Origin of the sequence: Glaciecola sp. MF2-115 (genome assembly GCF_047250385.1) — a bacterium.
GTDB lineage: Bacteria > Pseudomonadota > Gammaproteobacteria > Enterobacterales > Alteromonadaceae > Glaciecola.
Window position 1 is genome coordinate 511,680 of the sequence record NZ_JBLBVM010000056.1, and the last position, 21,064, is coordinate 532,743.

The 21,064-nt window shown below is 41.1% G+C and carries 18 protein-coding genes; 15 read left to right on the forward strand and 3 right to left on the reverse strand.

The features are described 5' to 3' along the window. Position 1: 1 nt before the first annotated feature. Positions 2–2,536 carry an efflux RND transporter permease subunit gene (locus ACKLNX_RS17450; RefSeq protein WP_412973296.1) on the reverse strand — a complete coding sequence of 845 codons (2,535 nt, stop codon included), beginning with the start codon at positions 2,534–2,536 and terminating at the stop codon, positions 2–4. 273 nt (positions 2,537–2,809) lie between these two features. Here ACKLNX_RS17450 and ACKLNX_RS17455 point away from each other — a divergent pair, with 273 nt between their 5' ends. From ACKLNX_RS17455 to ACKLNX_RS17510, 12 genes are all read left to right on the forward strand, one after another. Further along, positions 2,810–3,559, forward strand: coding sequence for a ferredoxin--NADP reductase (locus ACKLNX_RS17455; protein ID WP_412973297.1), 750 nt, complete (start codon positions 2,810–2,812; stop codon positions 3,557–3,559). A gap of 187 nt (positions 3,560–3,746) precedes the next feature. Beyond that, positions 3,747–4,016 (forward strand): hypothetical protein, encoded by a 270-nt coding sequence (locus tag ACKLNX_RS17460; protein WP_412973298.1) that lies wholly within the window; start codon positions 3,747–3,749, stop codon positions 4,014–4,016. 206 nt (positions 4,017–4,222) lie between these two features. Beyond that, positions 4,223–4,726: a MarR family winged helix-turn-helix transcriptional regulator gene (locus ACKLNX_RS17465; protein WP_412973299.1), complete on the forward strand. Its 504-nt coding sequence runs from the start codon at positions 4,223–4,225 to the stop codon at positions 4,724–4,726. Positions 4,727–4,941: 215 nt separating this feature from the next. Then, a complete protein-coding gene (locus ACKLNX_RS17470) occupies positions 4,942–6,411 on the forward strand; it encodes an OmpA family protein (protein ID WP_412973300.1) in 1,470 nt (489 codons plus the stop codon). A gap of 59 nt (positions 6,412–6,470) precedes the next feature. After that, positions 6,471–6,707 (forward strand): hypothetical protein, encoded by a 237-nt coding sequence (locus ACKLNX_RS17475; protein ID WP_412973301.1) that lies wholly within the window; start codon positions 6,471–6,473, stop codon positions 6,705–6,707. 35 nt (positions 6,708–6,742) lie between these two features. Then, complete coding sequence (locus ACKLNX_RS17480) at positions 6,743–7,585, forward strand: mechanosensitive ion channel family protein (protein ID WP_412973302.1); 843 nt, start codon at positions 6,743–6,745, stop codon at positions 7,583–7,585. A gap of 12 nt (positions 7,586–7,597) precedes the next feature. Continuing rightward, complete coding sequence (locus ACKLNX_RS17485) at positions 7,598–8,164, forward strand: sigma-70 family RNA polymerase sigma factor (RefSeq protein ID WP_412973303.1); 567 nt, start codon at positions 7,598–7,600, stop codon at positions 8,162–8,164. A gap of 348 nt (positions 8,165–8,512) precedes the next feature. Further along, on the forward strand, positions 8,513–9,187 hold the full coding sequence (yjjG, locus tag ACKLNX_RS17490) for a pyrimidine 5'-nucleotidase (RefSeq protein ID WP_412973304.1): 675 nt from the start codon (positions 8,513–8,515) through the stop codon (positions 9,185–9,187). An 88-nt stretch (positions 9,188–9,275) separates the two neighbouring features. Next, positions 9,276–10,799, forward strand: coding sequence for a polysaccharide lyase family 7 protein (locus ACKLNX_RS17495; RefSeq protein WP_412973305.1), 1,524 nt, complete (start codon positions 9,276–9,278; stop codon positions 10,797–10,799). A 110-nt stretch (positions 10,800–10,909) separates the two neighbouring features. Beyond that, positions 10,910–11,350 carry a universal stress protein gene (locus ACKLNX_RS17500; protein WP_412973306.1) on the forward strand — a complete coding sequence of 147 codons (441 nt, stop codon included), beginning with the start codon at positions 10,910–10,912 and terminating at the stop codon, positions 11,348–11,350. 166 nt (positions 11,351–11,516) lie between these two features. Continuing rightward, on the forward strand, positions 11,517–12,509 hold the full coding sequence (locus ACKLNX_RS17505) for a 2-hydroxyacid dehydrogenase (RefSeq protein ID WP_412973358.1): 993 nt from the start codon (positions 11,517–11,519) through the stop codon (positions 12,507–12,509). Continuing rightward, positions 12,509–13,591, forward strand: a complete 1,083-nt coding sequence (locus ACKLNX_RS17510; RefSeq protein ID WP_412973307.1) for a 6-phosphofructokinase — start codon at positions 12,509–12,511, stop codon at positions 13,589–13,591. The genes ACKLNX_RS17505 and ACKLNX_RS17510 overlap by 1 nt, the downstream gene beginning before the upstream one ends. A gap of 56 nt (positions 13,592–13,647) precedes the next feature. On the opposite strand, the gene ACKLNX_RS17515 is transcribed toward ACKLNX_RS17510, so the two are convergent. Beyond that, a complete protein-coding gene (locus ACKLNX_RS17515) occupies positions 13,648–15,051 on the reverse strand; it encodes an MBL fold metallo-hydrolase RNA specificity domain-containing protein (RefSeq protein WP_412973308.1) in 1,404 nt (467 codons plus the stop codon). Between the two features lie 261 nt (positions 15,052–15,312). Here ACKLNX_RS17515 and ACKLNX_RS17520 point away from each other — a divergent pair, with 261 nt between their 5' ends. Further along, positions 15,313–15,780, forward strand: coding sequence for a c-type cytochrome (locus tag ACKLNX_RS17520; protein WP_412973309.1), 468 nt, complete (start codon positions 15,313–15,315; stop codon positions 15,778–15,780). Between the two features lie 68 nt (positions 15,781–15,848). On the opposite strand, the gene ACKLNX_RS17525 is transcribed toward ACKLNX_RS17520, so the two are convergent. After that, the gene (locus ACKLNX_RS17525) at positions 15,849–16,463 is read right to left on the reverse strand and encodes a TetR family transcriptional regulator (protein ID WP_412973310.1); all 615 of its coding nucleotides are present in this window, start codon (positions 16,461–16,463) and stop codon (positions 15,849–15,851) included. A 187-nt stretch (positions 16,464–16,650) separates the two neighbouring features. On the opposite strand from ACKLNX_RS17525, the gene ACKLNX_RS17530 reads away from it, so the two are divergent. Together ACKLNX_RS17530 and ACKLNX_RS17535 are read left to right on the forward strand one after the other, a co-directional pair. Then, complete coding sequence (locus ACKLNX_RS17530) at positions 16,651–17,775, forward strand: efflux RND transporter periplasmic adaptor subunit (protein WP_411693432.1); 1,125 nt, start codon at positions 16,651–16,653, stop codon at positions 17,773–17,775. A gap of 79 nt (positions 17,776–17,854) precedes the next feature. Next, on the forward strand, positions 17,855–20,941 hold the full coding sequence (locus tag ACKLNX_RS17535; protein ID WP_412973311.1) for an efflux RND transporter permease subunit: 3,087 nt from the start codon (positions 17,855–17,857) through the stop codon (positions 20,939–20,941). Positions 20,942–21,064 lie beyond the last annotated feature (123 nt).

The window sequence follows — 21,064 nt, forward strand, 5'->3', positions numbered from 1 at the left end:
TTTATCTAAATACAATTCGTTTTGCCATGCTCATTACCGCGGGCAAAATTAATAAAGTCACTAGTGCTGAAATAGCCATGATACTTGCTAAAAATATACCTACAGTAATGTATGGAACCAAAGGAGCAAATAACAACGGGGTAAATCCAAATGCGATAACCAAGGCGTTGCGAGTAATCGCTGTTGCTGGCTCATCAAACATTAAAGCAAAGGTTTCTTTTACATCTTGGGTTTGCATGTAAAGCTCGCGCGCCCTTTCTAGGAAGTGGATCGCAAAGTCAACAGATAAGCCAAGGGTTAGCGCTGAAAGAACCGCTATTGGCATATCATAGTTTTTGCCAATAATACCAATTAAACCGTAGATAAACGTAATGGTAATCGTTAAAGGCAGCATAGCTAAAGCACCAAAAACGAAGGAACGGAACAATAACACCATCATAATAAAAACAATGACAAAGGCGCTGATTAAACTATCCAACATGCCTGCCACCATATTGTCCTGCCAAACTACATTCAAATAAGCTTTACCAGCCCAATCTAACTCGATACCGGGAGGTAATGCTTGTTGGCCTACAAATTCGTCGACTAAGGCAATTACTTTGCTCATATCCTGATTATCACCTGAAGTCAGTTGTAACCAGATTAACGTTTGCTGGTAGTCAGGTGTAACGAAGTGCCATAAGTCATCTGGCCGGTGAGATGATTGATACTGTAATAATGTTTGTGCAACAGCTTGTGGTGAATTAGGCAGCGTGTAATCTTTCTCATCACCGCTTCTCAATTCTCGATTAACTACCTTCACAACATCGGACAGGGAGTTCGACTTACCCACAAGACCAGAGTCTTTTAAATATGTTTGTAAAGTCTCGATATAGCTCAGCAACTCAGGAGATTGGAACGCTTTGGACTGGCTTAATGCTGACTCCGCTGTTACTAATAAGTCATTTAAATATTCGCTCTCGAGGTCAGTAATATCTGAAAACATTTTGTCATCTATATTGATTAACAGTTGTTGATATTGCTCACTCAAAGGTTGCTCTGAGAGCTCATTCACTTGTTTGGCTGCCCAATCATTCAAACTCTCAGGCTTGTTTGACGTTAGCAATTCCTGAACAGGTACTAGCGCATGAGTGGATTTGAGCACAACATAGGCATCATATGTTCCAGCGAAATTCTCATTCAAGACCTTATCTGCCACCCGAATTTCGTGACTCTCTTTAAACCAACGCACAGGGTTATCATTGATTTGAATTTGAGTGACACCCCAAACGGAGATCGCAAATACGATTGCAAAGCCTATTACCAGTGAAGACTTAAACTTCAGGGCAATTGAACCCAAGAGTTTAGCAAGTGAAGCAATGCGACTTCCACCTTGTTGGGAGTGCATGACTAATTGAAGCTTTTCAAGAGATGCGCTATTCATGCGTGAGAGGTACGAAGGCATAAAAGTAATGGTAATTATAAATGCTAACAAGATACCTGTACCAACAAAGGCTCCGAATATCTGAACCGGCGGTATTGGCGTGAGCATTAATGAATAGAAACCTACTGAAGAAGTAACTGATGTGTATAGCATTGGCGTGAACAAATGCCCGACAACTTCTTCTATCGTTTCATTTAGGTCCGCACCCGGTTTATGACGATCACTAAACTCCGACAAAATATGTACTGAATCTACCACAGCTATTGGCATCAAGAAGATGGCAATCATTGATGACATAATATGAACCGTGTATCCCATACCAATTAAAGCGCCCATGGTTATCATCACTGTAGCCATCGCGACTACCATTGGTGCAATGATTAATGGGACATTGCGGAAGAAGAAAAACAAGAGGATGAAAATTGTTACTCCGGCTAAGGGGGCTGAAATTCCCATTTGGATAAACATCTCAAATCCAAACTGATCCTCAGCAACAGGCAATCCAGTGATGTACCAATTTGCTCCACCATCTAATTTATCTATATCTGCTCGTATTTTCTCTGCAATATTGTAGCTTTCATTCTTATCTTTAATAGGTACGTAAATAGCCGCCGCTTTGCCGTTTTCTGAAGCAAGCGTATCTTGTAACAAAGGGAGCCTGGCCAAATATTCACGAATTTGAGTACTTTCTTCCAAAGTACTCGGAGCTTTATCCATCATCCATTCAAAACGGATTGTTCCCGGCTCTGACTGCGTAATGTTATCGACTGTTGAAATTGACATTAGATCAGCCGAAATGACCCCATCAATTGACAATATTGACTCTGTAATGTCATATATGTCAGTTAGTGTATTAGGGGTAAATACACCATTTTCGTTGCTCGAATCAACTACGCCAACCACGATTGCGTCATGCATAGCAAAACGCGTTTTCACCTCGTTATGAAAGACACGCGCAGGATGCTCCGCATCAAGCATATTCTCTGGGTCGGTATCAATTTTTATGCGCGGTATTTGCGCTGTAAAAATTAAGGCCAATACAGCCAATATAGCGTAAACCGTCTTAGGCTTTTGCGTACAAAAGTGGACCAAATTTTTAGCAATATTTTTCATGTTTTCTTTTAGTTTTAACCAAGAGTTACTCTAACAAGGCAATAATCAAGCCAGTTGAGACAGGATATTTCAATTTAGTCTAAACCTTATACGTGTACTTGCATACACACTATGCATAACGATTAGTAAAATTCTTACAATTTCAGATGAAAAACAATAGCTTTAGCATAAACTTACATATAAAAGTCTATTGCTTGAACGTTTAAAAAGGGTTCATTAATTAGCACAACTATAGTACTTTCTATTTAACGTTTATAGATGATGGAGATGATGATGGCTGCATGGCTCGACGCTCATATAATAGAACGAATTGATTGGAATTCGCATTTGTTTAGTTTGCGCTTTACTTGTCAAGATTTTCCAGGATTCACTGCAGGCCAATTCGTCAAAATTGGTTTGCCAACCCCCGAAGGCCAGATATTGTCGCGACCATACTCACTGGTAAATTCCCCCAATGAGGACTTTTATGAAATTATGGCGGTACCCGTAATTGATGGTAGCCTTTCTCCTAAACTTCATTTGCTTAAAAAGGGCGATGACTTAAAGTTGATGTCTCCTGCTACTGGGTTCTTAACCGTCGAGGAAGTGCCGCAAAGCGAACTATTGTTCATGCTCGCTACCGGCACAGGCGTGGGTCCTTTTTTATCGATACTTCAAAGCCAAGCTGTTTGGGATAAGTTTCAACATATTATCCTAGTTTACGCGGCCAGAAAAATACAGGACTTAGCTTATTTAGAAGATATCGAAGCATTAGTGAAACATCGTCCATCGCAATTTAAGTTCGTTCCAATCACAAGCAGAGAAGTTTTTTCGACGGGGCTTAACGGACGGATACCATCATTACTTCAAAGTGGGGACATACAAAAGCACTGCGGTCTAAAGATTGAACCCGAAAACTCACAAGTTATGTTGTGTGGCAATCCAGATATGATAAAGGATGCTGTTGAAGCCCTCTCTGCGTTTGGACTGAAGAAGCACCTTAGACGTTCACCGGGACAGATCAGTATGGAACGTTATTGGTAATAACATACCTATAGAACGTATATTTCACTTGCGATCCGAAAGAAATACTTTGACATCAAGATAAAATCATATTACCTTTATGCAAAAGTAATATAAGTCTGTGTTAAAAATGATGGAAATCATCGACAACATAGGAATTTTGAAGAAAACCTTAACTCGACATTAAGGGAGGCGTAAATAAACAACAATGATTAAAAAAGCATTCAAAAAGTTTTTTAAAAAGAAATACCCTTACTCTCCAGTTGCTATTCTCGGTAGGAAATCAGTTGAGCGTATACTCGGTGCTGATATAGTTAAACTGAAAAAGCTTGAAGCTAAGCAAGAAAAAGAGAAATCTAACGAAGAAAAAATCGAAGCGAAGGAAACGATTGAGACCTTTGAAACTAAGAGTAAAAAAAAGGCCGAAAAAAAGAACAAGAAGATAAAAAAGAGTAAAGCACCAAAACAAAGTTCCTAATCGGTTCTTATGAATTGGCCAATTCATTATTGGCCAATTGACAAAAGCTAAAATGAAGGCCTTTTATGCTAATTGTGGCAAATTCGCATTAGCTCCTGAACACTGACAAAAAGGCTTAGTAAGATTGATGGGTAGCAATTAATCTTAGAACGAAGACAAACAAGCAGTTTGTTTATTTACAAAGGATACGAGTAGAAATTATCCCAATGGACGCTGTTCAGAAAAAAATCCAACAATGGTCAGAATCGATGCCAAGCTTAAACACTAAGCCAATGGCACTCATTTCTCGATTACAACAAGCCACTAAAGAAATTAATGATGAACTATGCCTTAGCTCTGGAAAGCAGAAGCTGACAGATGCTAGTTTTGAAGTTCTTGCCACCTTATTACGCGCAGGTCCGCCCTACTCTCTTTCTCCCGGTGAATTGCTTGATCAAATGCTGATAACCTCAGGCACAATGACAACGCGAATCGACAAATTAGAAAAGAAAGGGCTTGTAAAAAGAAAAACAAAAAAAGACGATAAGCGAAGTGTTAATGTCGCTTTAACTAAAAAGGGTCTAAAATTAATAGAGAAAGTGATTTTAGAACACGTCAAAACACAGGAAGAAATAGTGTCGGTGTTCAATGAAGAAGAACAGCAGCTTTTTATCTCCTTACTAAAAAAATACCTTTCTAAAGACACACCAAAAGTTAAGAAAGAAAAGTAAAAGAACGGCTTTTTCTAAGTTGTCGTCATTTCATTAAAAGCCTCACTCTGCCTTGCGTGCTTTATTCCAACTTTTGCATTCATATTAACAACAGAAAATTTACCTCCGACTTCAAGAAAAAAGTAATTCAATAAAGTTTTGTGACTTTTTCGTAGCTCCTGTCGTCTATATCAACAATCGCCAATTTAGGCACTCAAGGAAATGGAGCAACACAAATGAAAAAATCAATTATCAGTATCAGTTTAGCTATGGTCTTATTAGGCGGTTGTGCATCTAGCACATCTATTAGTGAAAGTGATGTTTTTGCAAAATACCCTAATGCTCGCGAAGCTAGCATATTACTCGAAGAAGCAAAGAACGATGATTTAGCGTTTTTCGCTCCAGAGCAAATGAAGCAAGCTCAACGCGTTTACGAAAATGCGATGAAAGACGCAATGGCTGGTAAAGCAGATGCAAGCGAATTAGCAGTTGAAGCTGTTGCGCGTGCAAAGGCCGCTCGTGTCCAATCCAACAAGGCGAAATATACCTTTGAAGAAGTGCTTTTAGCTCGCGAAAAGGCTCTTGAAGTAAACGCGGCTTCGGTTGCACCTGAAGAATTCAAAGATGCGGAAGAATCATTTTCTAAAGCGATCGCTCAGCTAGAGTTTGGTCAGGAAGCTAAAGCGAAGAAAGACATTGAAGCTTTAAAAAATCAGTACTTAGCTATTGAATTGAAAGCACTGAAAAAGAATATGCTGAGCTTTGCTCAACAAGCTGTTGCAAAAGCAGAAAAAGAAGATCTAAATGACATTGCACCTAGGACTATTGCACAAGCGAAAGACGAGCTAAAACTTGCCGTTAATACCTTAGAGGCGAACAGAACCGATACAGCAAAGGCCAACATTCATTCCAATCGTGCTATTTGGTTGGTGAAGCAAGCCGAAGGTATAGCAGATATCAATGCCTACTTTGACAATGCGGATTTTGACGAAGAGCAAAAAATACTTTGGTATCAGGAACAATTGAGTTCAGTAGTAGCACCAATGAACAGTGCTGTGCAATTCAATAACACTAACAAAGAAGTTGTAGCTGGTTTGCGTCAGCAGGTTTCAGTATTAGTTAATAATAACGAGATGCTAACAGCTAAGTTAAATGATGCGCAGGACCAAATTCAAGAAATTACTGCTGCGTCTCAATCGCGAGCAAGCAAGCTAGAGCGTGATTCGGCTGAAGCTTTAATGCAAGCGAAACTATTACGTGAAAAAGAACTTGCGGCTAAGAAAGCGGACGACGCGCGATTTGCTGCCGTGCAATCGATGTTCACAGAAGAGGAAGCAACGGTATATCGTCAGCGTGACAACGTCTTAATACGCGCACAAGGCTTCTCATTTAAGTCTGGCGGTAGTGAGATTGAGTCATCTAACTTTATTATGCTAAATAAAATTACTGACGCTATTAAACGCTTCCCTAATGCAAATATAGTTGTCTCGGGTCATACCGATTCGACAGGCAGTGCAGAGCTAAACTTGGCTTTATCAAAAGCCAGAGCTGAAGTTGTCGCAAACTTCATCACCCAAGTAAGTGAAATTGACGGTGAAAAAGTTACTTTCAACGGCTATGGCAAAGATAAACCAGTTGCGTCCAATGAAACACCTGAGGGACGCGCGCAGAATAGACGCGTAGAGATATTAATCGTCAATAAGTAGTAGCACAAAGACGGCTCATGCAAATGGGCCGTCTTTCTGAATGTAATTTGGAGAATAGTATGAGTATCGATGAAGACAAACTTAAAGCCATTTGGTCAGATGAACCTGAGTTACAAAGTGACAAGCAAGCGTTGGATAAAGTCTTAAAAAAATCGGCGAGAGTAGTTGCAACAAAAGACATTGCTAGCCTTTTTGTTGGCTGGGTTTGGGTTATATTTCTCGGATTTGGCGCATCTGCATATTCTGCAAAACGACGATTCTCACTGCATCAACAACACAAAAAAAGCAGATCTTAAGCACAACTTAAGCACCACAAATATTGGAGCCAGAAATGAACATTAGCGCATGGACACAGTCTTTTAGCAACGCCCTCTCAAAATTTTGGACAGAAATAGCCGGTTTTTTACCTAACCTTATTGCCACAATAATTGTCGTAGCAATTGGTTTGTACATATCTAAACTTGTGACGACTTGGTTAGGCAAGCTGATAGAAAAAATTGGATTTAATACGCTGTGTAGCAAGTTGGGAGTTGAGAAAGGACTTAAGGTTTTTGGCTTCAAAGCGACACCATCGAAGCTATTGGCAGGCATAGTTCATTTATTCTTTGTGCTGATTATTCTTGTTGCAGCATCAGATACACTCGGCCTTGACCGATTCTCAGCCATTCTAGATGACTTCGTTCTCTACTTACCTAAAATATTCGGCGCAGTCGCTATAACGATACTAGGTTTATTTATTGCCAACGCAGGTAAAAACCAAGTCACAGCTTCTTTGGATAACCTAGGCGTAGAATACGGTTCTGCGGTAGGTAGAGTGCTGCAAATGCTGGTTTTGTTTATTACGTTCTCTTTAGTGATTGGCCAATTAGAGCTAGAGACTCAATTATTAAACACTATCTTTACGGTACTAATCGCAAGCCTTGGCATCGCATTAGCTCTGGCATTGGGCTTAGGAACAAAGTCAATTGCCAACAGCATCGTCTCTGGAATTTACGCGAGAGAGCAGTTATTACCCGGTGACGAGATCAAGTTTGACGACTTTGTCGGAAATGTTGTAGTCGTCAGTACCGTAAATACGCTTATCGAGAATAAAGAGGGTGAGCAATTGAGCATTCCAAATCAAGAATTACTCACGAAAAAATTTACGATAACCCGTCTAGCCAGCAAACCGTAGAGGCATTCAAACATGAAGCCTACGGAGCACGATAAGAATCGTGTTTCTGATCGTTTGTCACAGTTTGATGATGCTGAATTGGTGCGTTTAGCACAGCTTCAACTGCCTTATGTGACAACTGCCTATGAGGTACTTTTTCATCGTTACCACAAACCACTTGTGAAGGTTTGCTATCGTTACTTAGGTTCCATTGAGGAAGCCGAGGAAACGGTAAGTGATGCTATGTTCAATGTATTCAATAACATTGCTCGTTTTGAACAACGCGCTAGTTTCAAAACTTGGGTGTATAAGATTGCCCACAATTTGTCTTTAACAAAGTTACGTAAAAAACAATTAGAACTTGTTGATTTGGACGAAGCTAAGCATGTTCCAATAGAAGAAGACGAACACACTATTGAGGAAAGTAAACATATCATCGATAAGTGGTTACAGACGCTTAACATTGAAGACCGCAGTATTGTGGTGTTTAGAGTTGTAGGTGGTTTAGAGTTTAGTGAGATTGCTGAAATCGTAGAATTAAAATTGAGTGCTGTTAAAATGCGATTCAAACGTGCTTTGGATAAGGTCGAACACGAATAGCGGATCATTTCTACTTATTCGGCCTAAGCATTCACCGCTTATCAAGTTGTTCTCAATAAAAGACCAACCACTTCTAGTACTATTGTAAATGTGTGAACTTCAATACATTAGTCTTTTACGCTCTCGAAGTGGTTGGCAAAAAGTGAGAGAGCCATCCATGGCCCTAACGTTCCCCAAAACCTTTCGTGTTCATATGTATAGACGCAGCTTTCCGCCAATTCGTCACAATTATTTCTAAACTTCTTTTTGTGCTTATTCGACTATTAATTATTAAATTGTGTTTATAATGCCTGACAATGAAATACGATTTAGAGTAATCGTATTCAAATCAATAAAATAGGAAGTAAAATGCGTTATGATTTTGTGCTGTTCGACGCAGACGAGACATTATTTAGTTTTGATATTTTGGCAGGAATGAAAGTCGTCTTCTCTCGATATGGCATCAACTTTACACAAGCCGATTATGAACACTATCAAGAAAGTAACAAAAAACTCTGGATCAGCTATCAAAACGGTGAGATAAGCTCTGACTATCTACAAATAACGCGTTTCTCAGAATGGGGAGCTAAATTAAATATTGCTCCCAAACAATTAAATGACGAATTTTTAGATGCAATGGCTCAAATTTGCGAACCCTTGCCCGGCGTTGTAAATCTTTTGACACAACTAAAAGGCAAAGCAAAACTAGCGATTGTGACGAATGGCTTCCACCGTTTACAGAGCACTCGCATACATCGCGCTGGTTTAGACGGCGTGTTCGATTATGTCGTAATATCTGAATTAGTGGGTTCTGCGAAACCGCATAAAGCTATTTTTGAGCATACATTGTCACTACTGGGTAATCCTTCTAACGATAGAGTCCTAATGGTTGGTGATACCATCACAAGCGACATTTTGGGTGGTAAAAATATGGGAATTGATACCTGTTGGTTGCAACATCCGGGTGTTATCAATACTTCTGATATTAAACCCACATACACGATTAGTCATCTTGATGAGTTGCACGAAATTATTGGGATCTAGTCCCCAATTTAAATAATTAGTCTTGGGTTTAAAATTCAATTAGTATCGATTGCGAAGGTGTTTATTCGCGTTGAATTAAGGAGGCGCTGTGATTCGATTAATTATTTTAGGTATAAGCTTTTCCGCATTATTTTCGTGTGGTGGTGGCTCCTCTGCTCCGTCTCCGGCGCCCACAACACCGCCTGAACCGCCACCCGCGCCAGGGATTGCCGACCCAATATACCCTCCGAAATACAGTGTTACCACTTGTTCAGGTTTAGATTTTATTCATCTAAGAAGCACCGCGAGTGAAAACTCGACCCAAGGTGATTTCGTGGACAGCAATATTATTGATAGTAGTTTAAGTGAAAATAGTCGTTGGGAAACAACTGAAAGTGCTGCTCAAGTGACCATAGAATTAGGTTACCGTCACTTGGTAAAAGAGATTGGCATGGCTTGGTTTAATGGCGAACAGCAAGCTTATACATTTGATATCGCCGTGTCAGAAAGTGGAGAAACATTTACCAGCATTTTAAGCAATGAAACGTCAAGCAAAGTCACCAACTCCTTTGAGCGCTTTGATGTTCCAGATACAGTCGCCCGCTTCGTTCGTATTACCAGCTATGGGAGCGACACAAATAATATAACTGCGCTAACAGAAGCTGCGGTATTTGGCTGCCCCTTAGACGTCAGTGCCGCGCCAATACAAACACAGAATGTAGATATTTCGCAGTTTAATCTCGATCCAAGCCTTGCTCCAGGCAAGAATTTCGATTTGTTAACTTGGGCTCTCGATACACCACGTACCGACCCAGATGATGGCTTCTCATTGCGTGCTAGCGAACGTGAATTAGACGACGGCTTTGTAGATGAAGACTACTTTTACACTGCCGAGGACGGTGGCATGGTATTTATTGCCACTATCTTTGGGGCGAAAACCTCAGCGAATACTAGTTTTACTAGAACAGAGCTACGGGAAATGTTGCGACGTGGCAACACAGGAATTAGTACTCAAGGCGTCAATCAGAACAATTGGATTTTGGGATACCAACCCGATCCTCAGCGCCAAGTCGGAGGTCGTGGGGGCTTGCTAAAAGCCACGCTTAAAGTCGACCATGTCACTACGAGTGGCAGCCAATCCCACACAGGCCGAGTTATCATCGGCCAAATTCATGCCGATAACGACGAACCCATTCGCCTATATTTTAAAAAATTCCCAAACAATGACCGTGGTTATATCTATTTCGCTCATGAAATTAGGAATAGTGATGATATTTGGAAGATGGTGCTGGGGCCTCGTCACACTAACGAAAACAACCAAGCAATCTATACCAGCAATCCGGAACAAGGCATTCAATTAGGAGAAGTATTCTCCTATGAAATTAATCAACAAGGTCCTCGAATAGATGTACTTATTCGTCGTGGTGACTTGAACGGCCCAATTATTGGTCATCAATACGTTGATATGATTCAGGAATCTAGCGGCTATGATGTAATAGAAGAATGGAATTATTTTAAAGCTGGCGCATATTCGCAAAATAATACGGGTAATAGTGGCGATACAAATGGCGTAGGTTCTGATTTCGATAAGGTTGTTCTTTATCATCTAAACAATAGCCATGGTAATCAATAAGCGAATACTTGACTCAGGTCAAACTTGTTCTTTTTTTAAGCTGTTACATTGAACTTAATAAGTCGTAGTTAAGACTAAATGTTAACAGTAAGCGAAATGGAGCAGATCCTATGAGTAATTACAAACGTGTTTTAGTCGCCATTGATATTAACGCTGAATATAAAAGTATCATTAAAAAAGCCCTATCTGTATGTGAATCCCCTGATAAACTCAGCTTGGCATATATACCAATGCCAACGGTTTATATTCAACCCTATTTATACGGTATGGAATACAATGCTATTGATGATTCGGGTCGATTGAAACTAGCTCGAGAAGAATTAGAAACTATTGCCGAAGTGTCTGGCATTAGCAAAGAAAATGTCCATTTAAGACTTGGCGATGCGGCGGATGAGATAAAAGAGATTGCCAACGAAATAGACGCTGAGTTGATTGTGTTAGGTACTCATGGAAGAAGCGGCATTAAAGTGCTTTTAGGCTCAACTGCCAATGCTGTTTTACACGGAGTGAAGCAAGATGTACTAGCCGTTAGGATACATGACGATAGCTAAGTCAATCATGCCGCAAAGCCTGAAATCTCAACTCATTTCAGCTTATTTTTCTTTCTCAGAAACCAATGCCTTATAATAAAGCATTGGTTTTTGAGCTCACCGCTACGTTTTCATGTTAAGTAACATTCTTTAAAAACTTTCGACTCTATATTTTAGGAATACAATGGTGAAGATTGCATTTTTTAACAGCAAGCCATACGACTTAGAGTTCTTTAATTCTGTGAATTCCAAGCATGGCCACATTATTAATTACTACCCTACCCACCTTGCTCTCGAATCAGTTGCTTTGATTAAAGATGAAACAGTAGTTTGTGCATTCATCAATGATTGCCTAGATGCAGACGTTTTGCATGCTCTGAAAAAGAAAGGCATCGAATTGATTGCCTTGCGTTCAGCCGGCTTTAATCATGTTGATTTAGTATGTGCCAAGCAACTTTCGTTGCCGGTCGTAAGAGTCTCATCTTACTCACCCTACGCAATTGCCGAACACGCCGTTGGACTATTGCAATGTTTGAATCGGCGAATACATCGAGCCTACAATCGAGTCAGAGAAGGTGACTTTTCTTTGCACAACTTAATTGGTTTCGACCTACATGGTAAAACTGTGGGTGTCGTTGGCACAGGAAATATTGGGCAAGCCTTTATCCGAATAATGCAGGGCTTTGGCTGTAGAGTATTGGCTTTTGATCCTGTTGAAAATGATGAATGCATTAAATCCGGTGTTCAATATGTGCCGCTAGAAAGGCTGTTTGAGCAATCAGACATCATTTCTCTGCATTGTCCTTTGACGCCTCAAACACATCACCTGATAGACAACGAAGCAATTGAGTTAATGAAGGATGACGTGACTATTATTAATACAAGTAGAGGCAAATTAATTGATACTAAAGCCATTATTCAGGCTCTGAAGCTTGGTAAAATAGGCTTGCTTGGTTTAGACGTTTATGAAGAAGAGGAAGACGTTTTCTTTGAAGACCTTTCTTCAACTGTGCTGCAAGACGACCAATTATCGCGTCTACTCACATTCCCAAACGTGATTATTACAAGTCACCAAGCTTTCTTCACAAAAGAAGCTATGCTAAAAATTGCACAAGTCACGCTTACAAACATTAGTCGCTTTGAACACGATGGCATATTAGAAAATGAGGTAGTAGCTTAATGAGAGTTGGAATTCTGACCGGTGGCGGTGATTGCCCAGGTATCAACGCGGCCATTCGAGCGGTCGCTAAAAACTTAATTATTAACTACAAAGCTGAAATCATCGGGATTGAAGATGGCTTTGCAGGATTGATAGAAGAACGCGTTAGACCCTTATCTTACTCGCAATGTAGTGGCATATTATCAACGGGTGGCACAATATTAGGCACGAGCAACTCAGCAAGTCCTCTTAATTACAAAGGACAGGATTTAAGTGTTCAAGTTTTTGCTTACTATCAGAAGCTGGGGCTTGATGCTTTGGTTGTGATTGGTGGCGATGGCACAATGTCTATCGCAAATGAACTTTCGAAGATTGGGATGAATATCGTTGGTGTCCCAAAAACCATTGACAATGACTTAGCAGGAACGGACCAAACCTTTGGTTTTGATACTGCAGTATCGATTGTTACCGACGCCCTCGACCGTTTGCGCACAACGGGTCAATCACACAAGCGAGTGATGATACTAGAAACGATGGGACGCTATGCAGGCTGGATTGCGTTGCAATCAGGTATGGCTGGCGGAGCAGATGTCATTCTGGTTCCTGAAATTCCTTATGATATTGATGAAGTTGCTAAAATTTGCAACTTACGTGCGAGTGAAAAGCAGTTTTCAATTATCGTCGTGGCCGAAGGTGCCATGCAAAAAAGTGGAGAAGCAGTAGTGCGCGAAACGATCATGTCGAGTCCTGATACTGTGCGTCTTGGTGGTGTTGGTAATATGCTCAAATTGCAGTTGGAACAAAAAATTGATTCTGAAATACGTTCAACAGCGCTAGGACATATACAACGAGGCGGCTCCCCTACTGCCTTTGATAGAATATTCGCCAGTAACGTGGGCTGCGCAGCTGCAAGCCTTGTCGCTGAGAAACGCTTTGGTCGAGTGGTCGTAATGAGGAACAATCAAACGACTGACATTCCACTTGATCAAGCAGCAAACAAAGCGCGTTCTATACCGCTAGACAATATGACCTTGAGAAACGCACTTTCCTTAGGCATCAGTTTTGGCGACCCAGATATTGTTTTACCATCACAGTCTTTCTAGCGCTATGATAAGTGTTAAAGAAGGACTGTTTTAGCATCGCAATCGGTTTTTTAAAATCAAAACACCATCGATTCACCAATGCGTGGTACTTTTGCCCTGATGTTTTGCTCGCTCCATAGTTTGGCTCTAAGAACATCTAAAGCTTTCGGCTCTCCATGCACTAGTACAACGCAAGGATTGGTCTCAAAACCGCGAATCCAATCAAGTAACTCATCTTGCCCCGCATGAGCCGAAAAGCCACCTAGCGTCTCTATTTTTGCTTTAACGGCAAAGTCATCATTAAACATTTTAATATGAGTCTTACCATCAACTAAGAGCCTACCGAGAGTGCCATTAGCTTGATACCCGCAAAATATAATCGTATTTCGCGTATCCCATATGCGTTGCTTAAAATGATGGCGAATGCGTCCACCAGTGCACATCCCACTTCCTGCAATAATAATTGCACCTTTTTGTATTCGGTTTATCGCAATCGACTCATCGACACTCACAGCCAAAAAGAGGTTGGGTATAAAGTCTTTCAAGATAGAATGTGCTTTGGGTGTCGATTCTTGTATTTCCTGTTGATCCAAGGAGCGAAACCACCTGTCATAAACTCGTGTAACCTCAATTGCCATAGGGCTATCAAGTGCTACTTGCCAATCATCTAGTAATCCTTGACTATGCAGCATCCCCAAGTAAAACAGGATCTCTTGAGTTCTTCCCACTGCAAAGGCGGGGATCATGATATTTCCACCGCGCGCATGTGTATCTATAAGGATTGTTTTCAATTCAGCCAGAGTATTTTCAATATCCTTGTGATTTCGATCACCATAAGTCCCCTCCATTAGCACGACGTCGGCTTCTTTAATAACACTTGGGTCCTTCATTAAGACAGCATTCTTATTACCTAAATCTCCGGAAAACACCAGTTTCTTTTGCTCTCCATTTTCTTCAATGAACAGTTCTACGATGGCTGAACCGAGGATGTGCCCTGCGTCTTGAAACCTGAGCTCCAAACCATTCATTATCTCAATTCGCTGGTTGTATGGTTTCCCCTTACACAGTTTGAGTGCTTCCTCTACATCTTCTTCCGTGTATTGGGGTTCAAGGGCTTCTTTTCCCTTTCTCGCTCGGCGTATATTCTCTCTGGCCAAATCACTGTGGTATAAGCTCGCGGAATCTTTCAGCATAATGTCGAGCAAGCCTGCCGTTGCTTCAGAGCAATAAATGACACCTTCAAAACCCTGATTAACTAATCTTGGCAACATACCACTGTGATCTAAATGAGCGTGCGATAGAAAAACAGCTTTTATAGTCTTTGGGTTAAATTCAAAGTACTCGTCTTGGACTCTCTTAACTGAACTGCCACCTTGATGCATTCCGCAATCAAGAAGGAAGCGGCCTAAGTGCTTTGATTCAACGAGATGACAAGAGCCTGTTACCTCTTGTGCCCCGCCGTGAAAAGTAATCGTTGCCATAACTTGCTCCCAATTAAATTGACTAATTAATCGTCAGCTTAGCCCCTTTGCCTTTTGTAAAACTTGATTAGTATCAATGTTTGATGTTTGAGCGTATTTAGCCGCAAATGCATTTAGTTGAGCGAGATGTAGTGCTAAATGCATATTCAGCTCAAAGCTAATCTGGTTAATGATTGATCAGCGTCAATTAAAGTTTTGCTCAAAGTGTCAAGATGAAAGTGCGTCATTTTTAATCATTTACACCAAGTTAAAGGAATCAAAATGAACATTAAATTATTACTAGCAATTCTAATCAGCAGCTCGCTGCTTTTTGCATGCAGTCAGGGTGCAGATTCTCCAAAGGGATTTAGTTTACCGAAGGGTGATGCGGTAAAAGGTGAATTAGCGTTTAAGAAACACAAATGTGTTGCTTGCCATAGCGTTGAAGGTTTTGAAGACGAATCGGTCAAGAAAGAGTTTGAAAGACCTATTCAACTCGGCGTGACTTCGTCGATTGTAAAAACTTACGGGCAACTGGTAACTTCAGTCATCAATCCCTCACATAAAATAGCTGGGCAGGCTATCGGAATCGATAATATAAAGAACCCAGACGGCACTTCTGCAATGCCGATTTACAATGATGTTATGACCGTGAATGAACTGATTGATATCGTCACGTATTTACAGCCGAAGTATAAGGTTAAGCCTATGCGTTACACTCAATATCAGCAATATTACAACCTTAATTAAATTAGCTTGTGAGTCAGTTTATTCGACGCTTTTAACGTGCAGTTTTATAGGTAGATGGGAGTTGCATACTAAGCAGTTTGTAACTTCCCTAAATACATACTGATTAATTTCGCTGCATTATCTTGCATTGAAAATGTGTCGGGATCCTCGAGGTATTCAATCGCTATACCACGCAAATAAGCACTTATGCCAATCGCCAAAAGCATTGAATCTGTATTTTTGGGAAGGACACCCTGCTCAATTGCTTTATCGAAGTACTTCGATAAAGCAATTAATTTAAGCTTTTTTCTTTCATTAAATCTTTCTTTACTTTGAGCAAATTCACCCGAGTAGTCGCAGCGCAACAAAAACAAGGTTGCTATTTCTTTCTTTTTTTCGTCTTTTTCTAAATCGATAAGAACTTCAGTGCAGACCTTCTTTAACTGAGTAATTGCATTCGCGCTAACGGCTTCAACACCATCTGTGATCACTTGAATAAAGGGAGTATGCAATTGCTCGTGAAGTGCTTCGAAAATTTCCTGTTTACTCGCAAAGTGCCAATAGACAGCACCTCTCGTCACATTAGCTTTTTTTGCAATTTTTTCTAAAGAGCTTTTTGCAACACCGTCCTCACTGAAAACGACAACGGCAGCGTCCAAGATTGATTGTTTCGTAATGTCCGCATCTTCTTTGGTTTTTCTCATTACTACGTATTGCTCCGAGGCTTCTGTTTGAGTCACTTTGTAATTATACTTTTTTTGTCATTCCGCTCAAAAAAGTTCTTTCAAACTAATCGAGTGAAATTGACAACATACATCCATGTATGTATATTACGATAATCAATTAATTAGAGCTTGTCCAGCCTAATCATTTTCTTCTCAAGGTTTACATATGAATTCATTTAGAATCTGCGTCGTGATGGCATTGTTAACAACAGTTTATGCTTGTTCAGATGCCAGCAAGAGCCCACAGGGTCAAATGCAACAGCCTGCACCTAGCGTCTCGTTTATTACTTTAGAAAAACAGAAAGTAGAGATATCGATGGACTTACCTGGTCGTGTGACACCTTTCAGGCAATCTCATGTTCGTCCTCAAGTTGATGGTGTTATTATCAAGCGTTTCTTTGAAGAAGGTGCGCAAGTAAAGCAAGGTCAGCAGTTGTACCAAATTGATGATGCACGCTATAAGGCGCAGTTAAACAGCGCCCTTGCTGATGTTAAAAGTGCCGTAGCTAATCAGAAAACGATGCAAGCTAAAGCAGCTCGTTATAAAGACCTAGTCTCAAGAAATGCTGTAAGTCAGCAAGATTATGACGACGTCATTGCACAAAACGAACAAGCAAACGCAAAAATCAGCGTAGCGGAGGCTCAGGTAGACGTAGCTCAAGTTAACGTTGACTACACAAAAGTGTACGCGCCTATCGATGGTCGTATTAGCCGTTCATATGTGACTGAAGGCGCATTGGTAACTAGCAACCAAGCGCAGCAACTTGCCTCAATTACTCAGCTAGATCCCATTTATATTGATATGCAAGAATCTGGCTCTGCAATTCTTGAGCTACGAAAAGAAATGCAACAAATACAGGAGTTGCCGGTAACTCTATTAATCAATGAGACGAGTAATGAATTCTATGCTCATCAAGGCCGTCTAAAATTTTCCGAAGTCACCATTGATCAGAGCACAGGCGCCGTGACTCTACGCGCAATAGTGCCAAATCCAGATGGCATTTTACTACCTGGACTCTTTGTTAAAACAAGAGTGCATGTGGGAGCAAAGGAAGCAGTTTTGATCCCACATCGCGCCACCATGCGTCAAGCAGATGGTAGCTTAGTCATCTATTTGGTCGATGATAAAAACGTCGTTGTTGCTAAGAAAATAAATCCCATTAAATCCATCGGCTCAGACTATGCTGTTAGTACTGATATTGAGTCTGGCGAGAGACTCATCATAAGTGGCTACCAGAAAGTCAGACCCGGAGTTGTGGTAAATCCACAGCCTTGGAAACCTAATAAATAACACGCTAGGCTAGTCACCACATGATACTTATCAGTGTGGTTTTTATTTTCATTTTACAAAAGAATTAGGAAGACAATTTATGGCTGGCTTTTTCATCGAACGCCCTGTTTTTGCATGGGTTCTTGCCATCATCACAATGCTAACAGGTGTGCTTGCAATTACTTCTCTGCCAGTTGAGCAATATCCTAAAGTGGCACCGCCAACCGTATCTATCAGTGCGGTTTACCCCGGAGCATCAGCCGAAACAGTTGAAAACTCGGTTACTCAAGTTATTGAACAAAGCCTTTCAGGCATCGATAACTTAAGCTACTTTTCATCCAGCAGCGCCAACAATTCTGTCAACATTACTTTGAGCTTTGCACCGGGCACCGACCCTGACATCGCTCAAGTTCAAACGCAAAATAAAGTACAAGGCATCATTTCATTATTGCCACAGCAAGTGCAACAACAAGGCGTGACGGTTAATAAGTCTAATGCTGCCTTTGCGCTTGTTATTGGCTTTTATTCTGATAATGAAGACATAAGCCAATATGATCTAAGTGATCTGTTGGTGTCTCAATTTCGTGATCCCATTTCAAGAATTAACGGTGTCGGCAGCGTCCGCGTATTTGGTGCACAGCGTTCAATGCGAATTTGGTTGGACCCTGCAAAACTGTACAGTTTTAACTTAACACCTGTTGATGTGCGGAATGCGGTTACGGTTCAAAATACGGATGTATCCGCGGGACAATTAGGCGGTATGCCTTCAATTGAAGGTCAGCAAATAAACGCTACAATACAAGCACAATCGCGCCTGAAAACTGTAGAAGATTTTGAGCGAATTGTTTTAAGAGTGAATACTGATGGATCTCAGGTTAGAGTGAGAGATGTCGCCAGAATTGAACTCGGTGCTGAGTCTTACGATACGATAGTGCGATATAAGCGCAAACCTGCATCAGGCATGGCCGTCAGTTTAGCTACTGGGGCAAATGCACTAAAGACTATAGAGAGAGTTAAAGCAAGAGTTGATGAACTTAAGACAACCCTTCCCGATGGGGTTCAAGTAGTTTATCCCTTGGACACAGCGCCGTTTATCGAGTTGTCTATAAAATCTGTTGTTCAAACTCTCATTGAAGCCGTCATTTTAGTGTTTCTGGTAATGCTTTTGTTTTTACAAAACTGGCGAGCGACACTTATCCCGACCATTGCGGTACCCGTTGTTTTACTAGGCACTTTTTCAGTGCTCTTTGCTTTTGGCTTCAGTATAAATGTATTAACTATGTTTGCTATGGTCTTGGCGATCGGCTTACTTGTTGATGATGCAATCGTAGTCGTTGAAAACGTTGAGCGCATAATGGACGAAGAAGGGTTATCTCCTAAAGAGGCAACCAAAAAATCCATGAAACAAATTACTGGCGCGTTAGTCGGCATCACTGCCGTGTTGTCTGCCGTATTTATTCCGATGGCTTTCTTTAGTGGTTCGGCTGGTGCGATTTATCGTCAGTTTTCAATCACTATAGTATCCGCAATGGGCTTTTCCGTACTGGTAGCGATTGTTCTATCACCCTCTTTATGCGCTACATTGTTGAAGCCTCATGATCCAAACAAAGATCGTAACAAAGGATTCATAGGCTGGTTCAATAGAAGCTTTAACAAAGGTCGTGACGGCTATGAGCAAGCCGCCTCTCACATCGCGAAGCGAGTTAAGCGTTATCTCGTAATTTACGGTGCACTTGTAGGCGTTATGGTCATTATTTTTGTTCGATTACCTACTTCATTTTTACCTAGTGAAGATCAGGGAAGTATTTTTGTGCTCTTAAGCACACCTCCTGGGTCAACAGCACAACGAACTCTAGAGTCGGTAAAACAAGCGGAAGATTTCTTCTTAGATACGCACGGAGACATAACGTCTGACATGTTTACCGTTGTAGGTTTTAGCTTTGCAGGCCAAGCACAAAATGCAGCGATGGGTTTTGTTCACTTAGTTGATTGGGATAAACGAGACGATTCCAATAGTGCTTTTGCAATTGTTAACCAGGCATACGGTGCGTTTTCGCAAATACAGGATGCTACCGCCTTCCCTATTTTACCGCCGCCTATTCAAGAATTAGGCAATGCGACCGGTTTTAACATGCAACTGGTAGATAGAACTGGTGCTGGTCATGAAGCCTTAATGAATGCACGAAATCGCTTGTTAGGCATGGCTGCACAAAATCCGAAACTGGCCGGTGTGCGCCCTAATGGCCTATCCGACGTAGCGCAATTCAAGATAGATATCGATAGCGAAAAAGCCTCTGCGCTTGGCTTGCCTTTGAGCGACATTAATAGTGCTTTACAAATTGCTTGGGGTTCGAGTTACGTGAATGATTTCATTGATAACGGCCGAATTAAACGCGTTTATATGCAAGCTGATGCTGCGCACAGAATGGTGCCTGAAGACTTACAGAAATGGTACGTGCGTAATAACAATGGCGAAATGGTGGCCTTTAGTGCTTTTGCTACAACGCAATGGACGTACGGTTCACCTAAACTTGAACGCTTCAACGGTATATCCTCTGTGAATATTCAAGGTAACCCTGCGCAAGGTATCTCCACAGGTGAGGCGATGGCGGAAATGGAACGCATGGTGAGTGAATTGAACGGCGGTTTTGGTGTTGATTGGGCTGGTCTTTCATATGAAGAGAAGGCTGCAGGTTCGCAATCTGGGCAACTTTACCTTCTCTCGATTTTAGTCGTTTTCCTATGTTTAGCAGCTTTATATGAAAGTTGGTCAGTGCCCATATCAGTGCTCATGGTTGTTCCACTGGGGATACTAGGTGCTGTTGTTGCCGCCTTTATTTTCAAACTGCCAAATGATATTTATCTGCAAGTCGCGTTTTTAACAACCGTTGGCTTAGCAGCTAAAAATGCCATATTGATTGTTGAATTTGCGAAAGATCAAGTTGAGAAAGGTGTAGATGTATTAAGCGCCGTTTCAATTGCAGCAAAACAACGCTTCAGACCGATTATAATGACATCAATGGCTTTCATACTTGGAGTAACGCCGCTCGCTATATCAAATGGCGCTGGCGCGGCTTCACAGAATGCCATCGGTATCGCCGTGATTGGTGGCATGTTCGCAGCCACATTCTTAGCGATATTCTTTGTGCCTATGTTTTTTGTAATGGTTCAAAAGATTACGAAGTAAGCTATCTATTAATTAGCAAGAATAAACACAAAAGCCGCGAGCAGATACTGATGCTCGCGGCTTTTTTTTAGGACGGAACAAGTACCGTATTTTCGCCAAGTTATTCTATAAACCGCTCTTCTT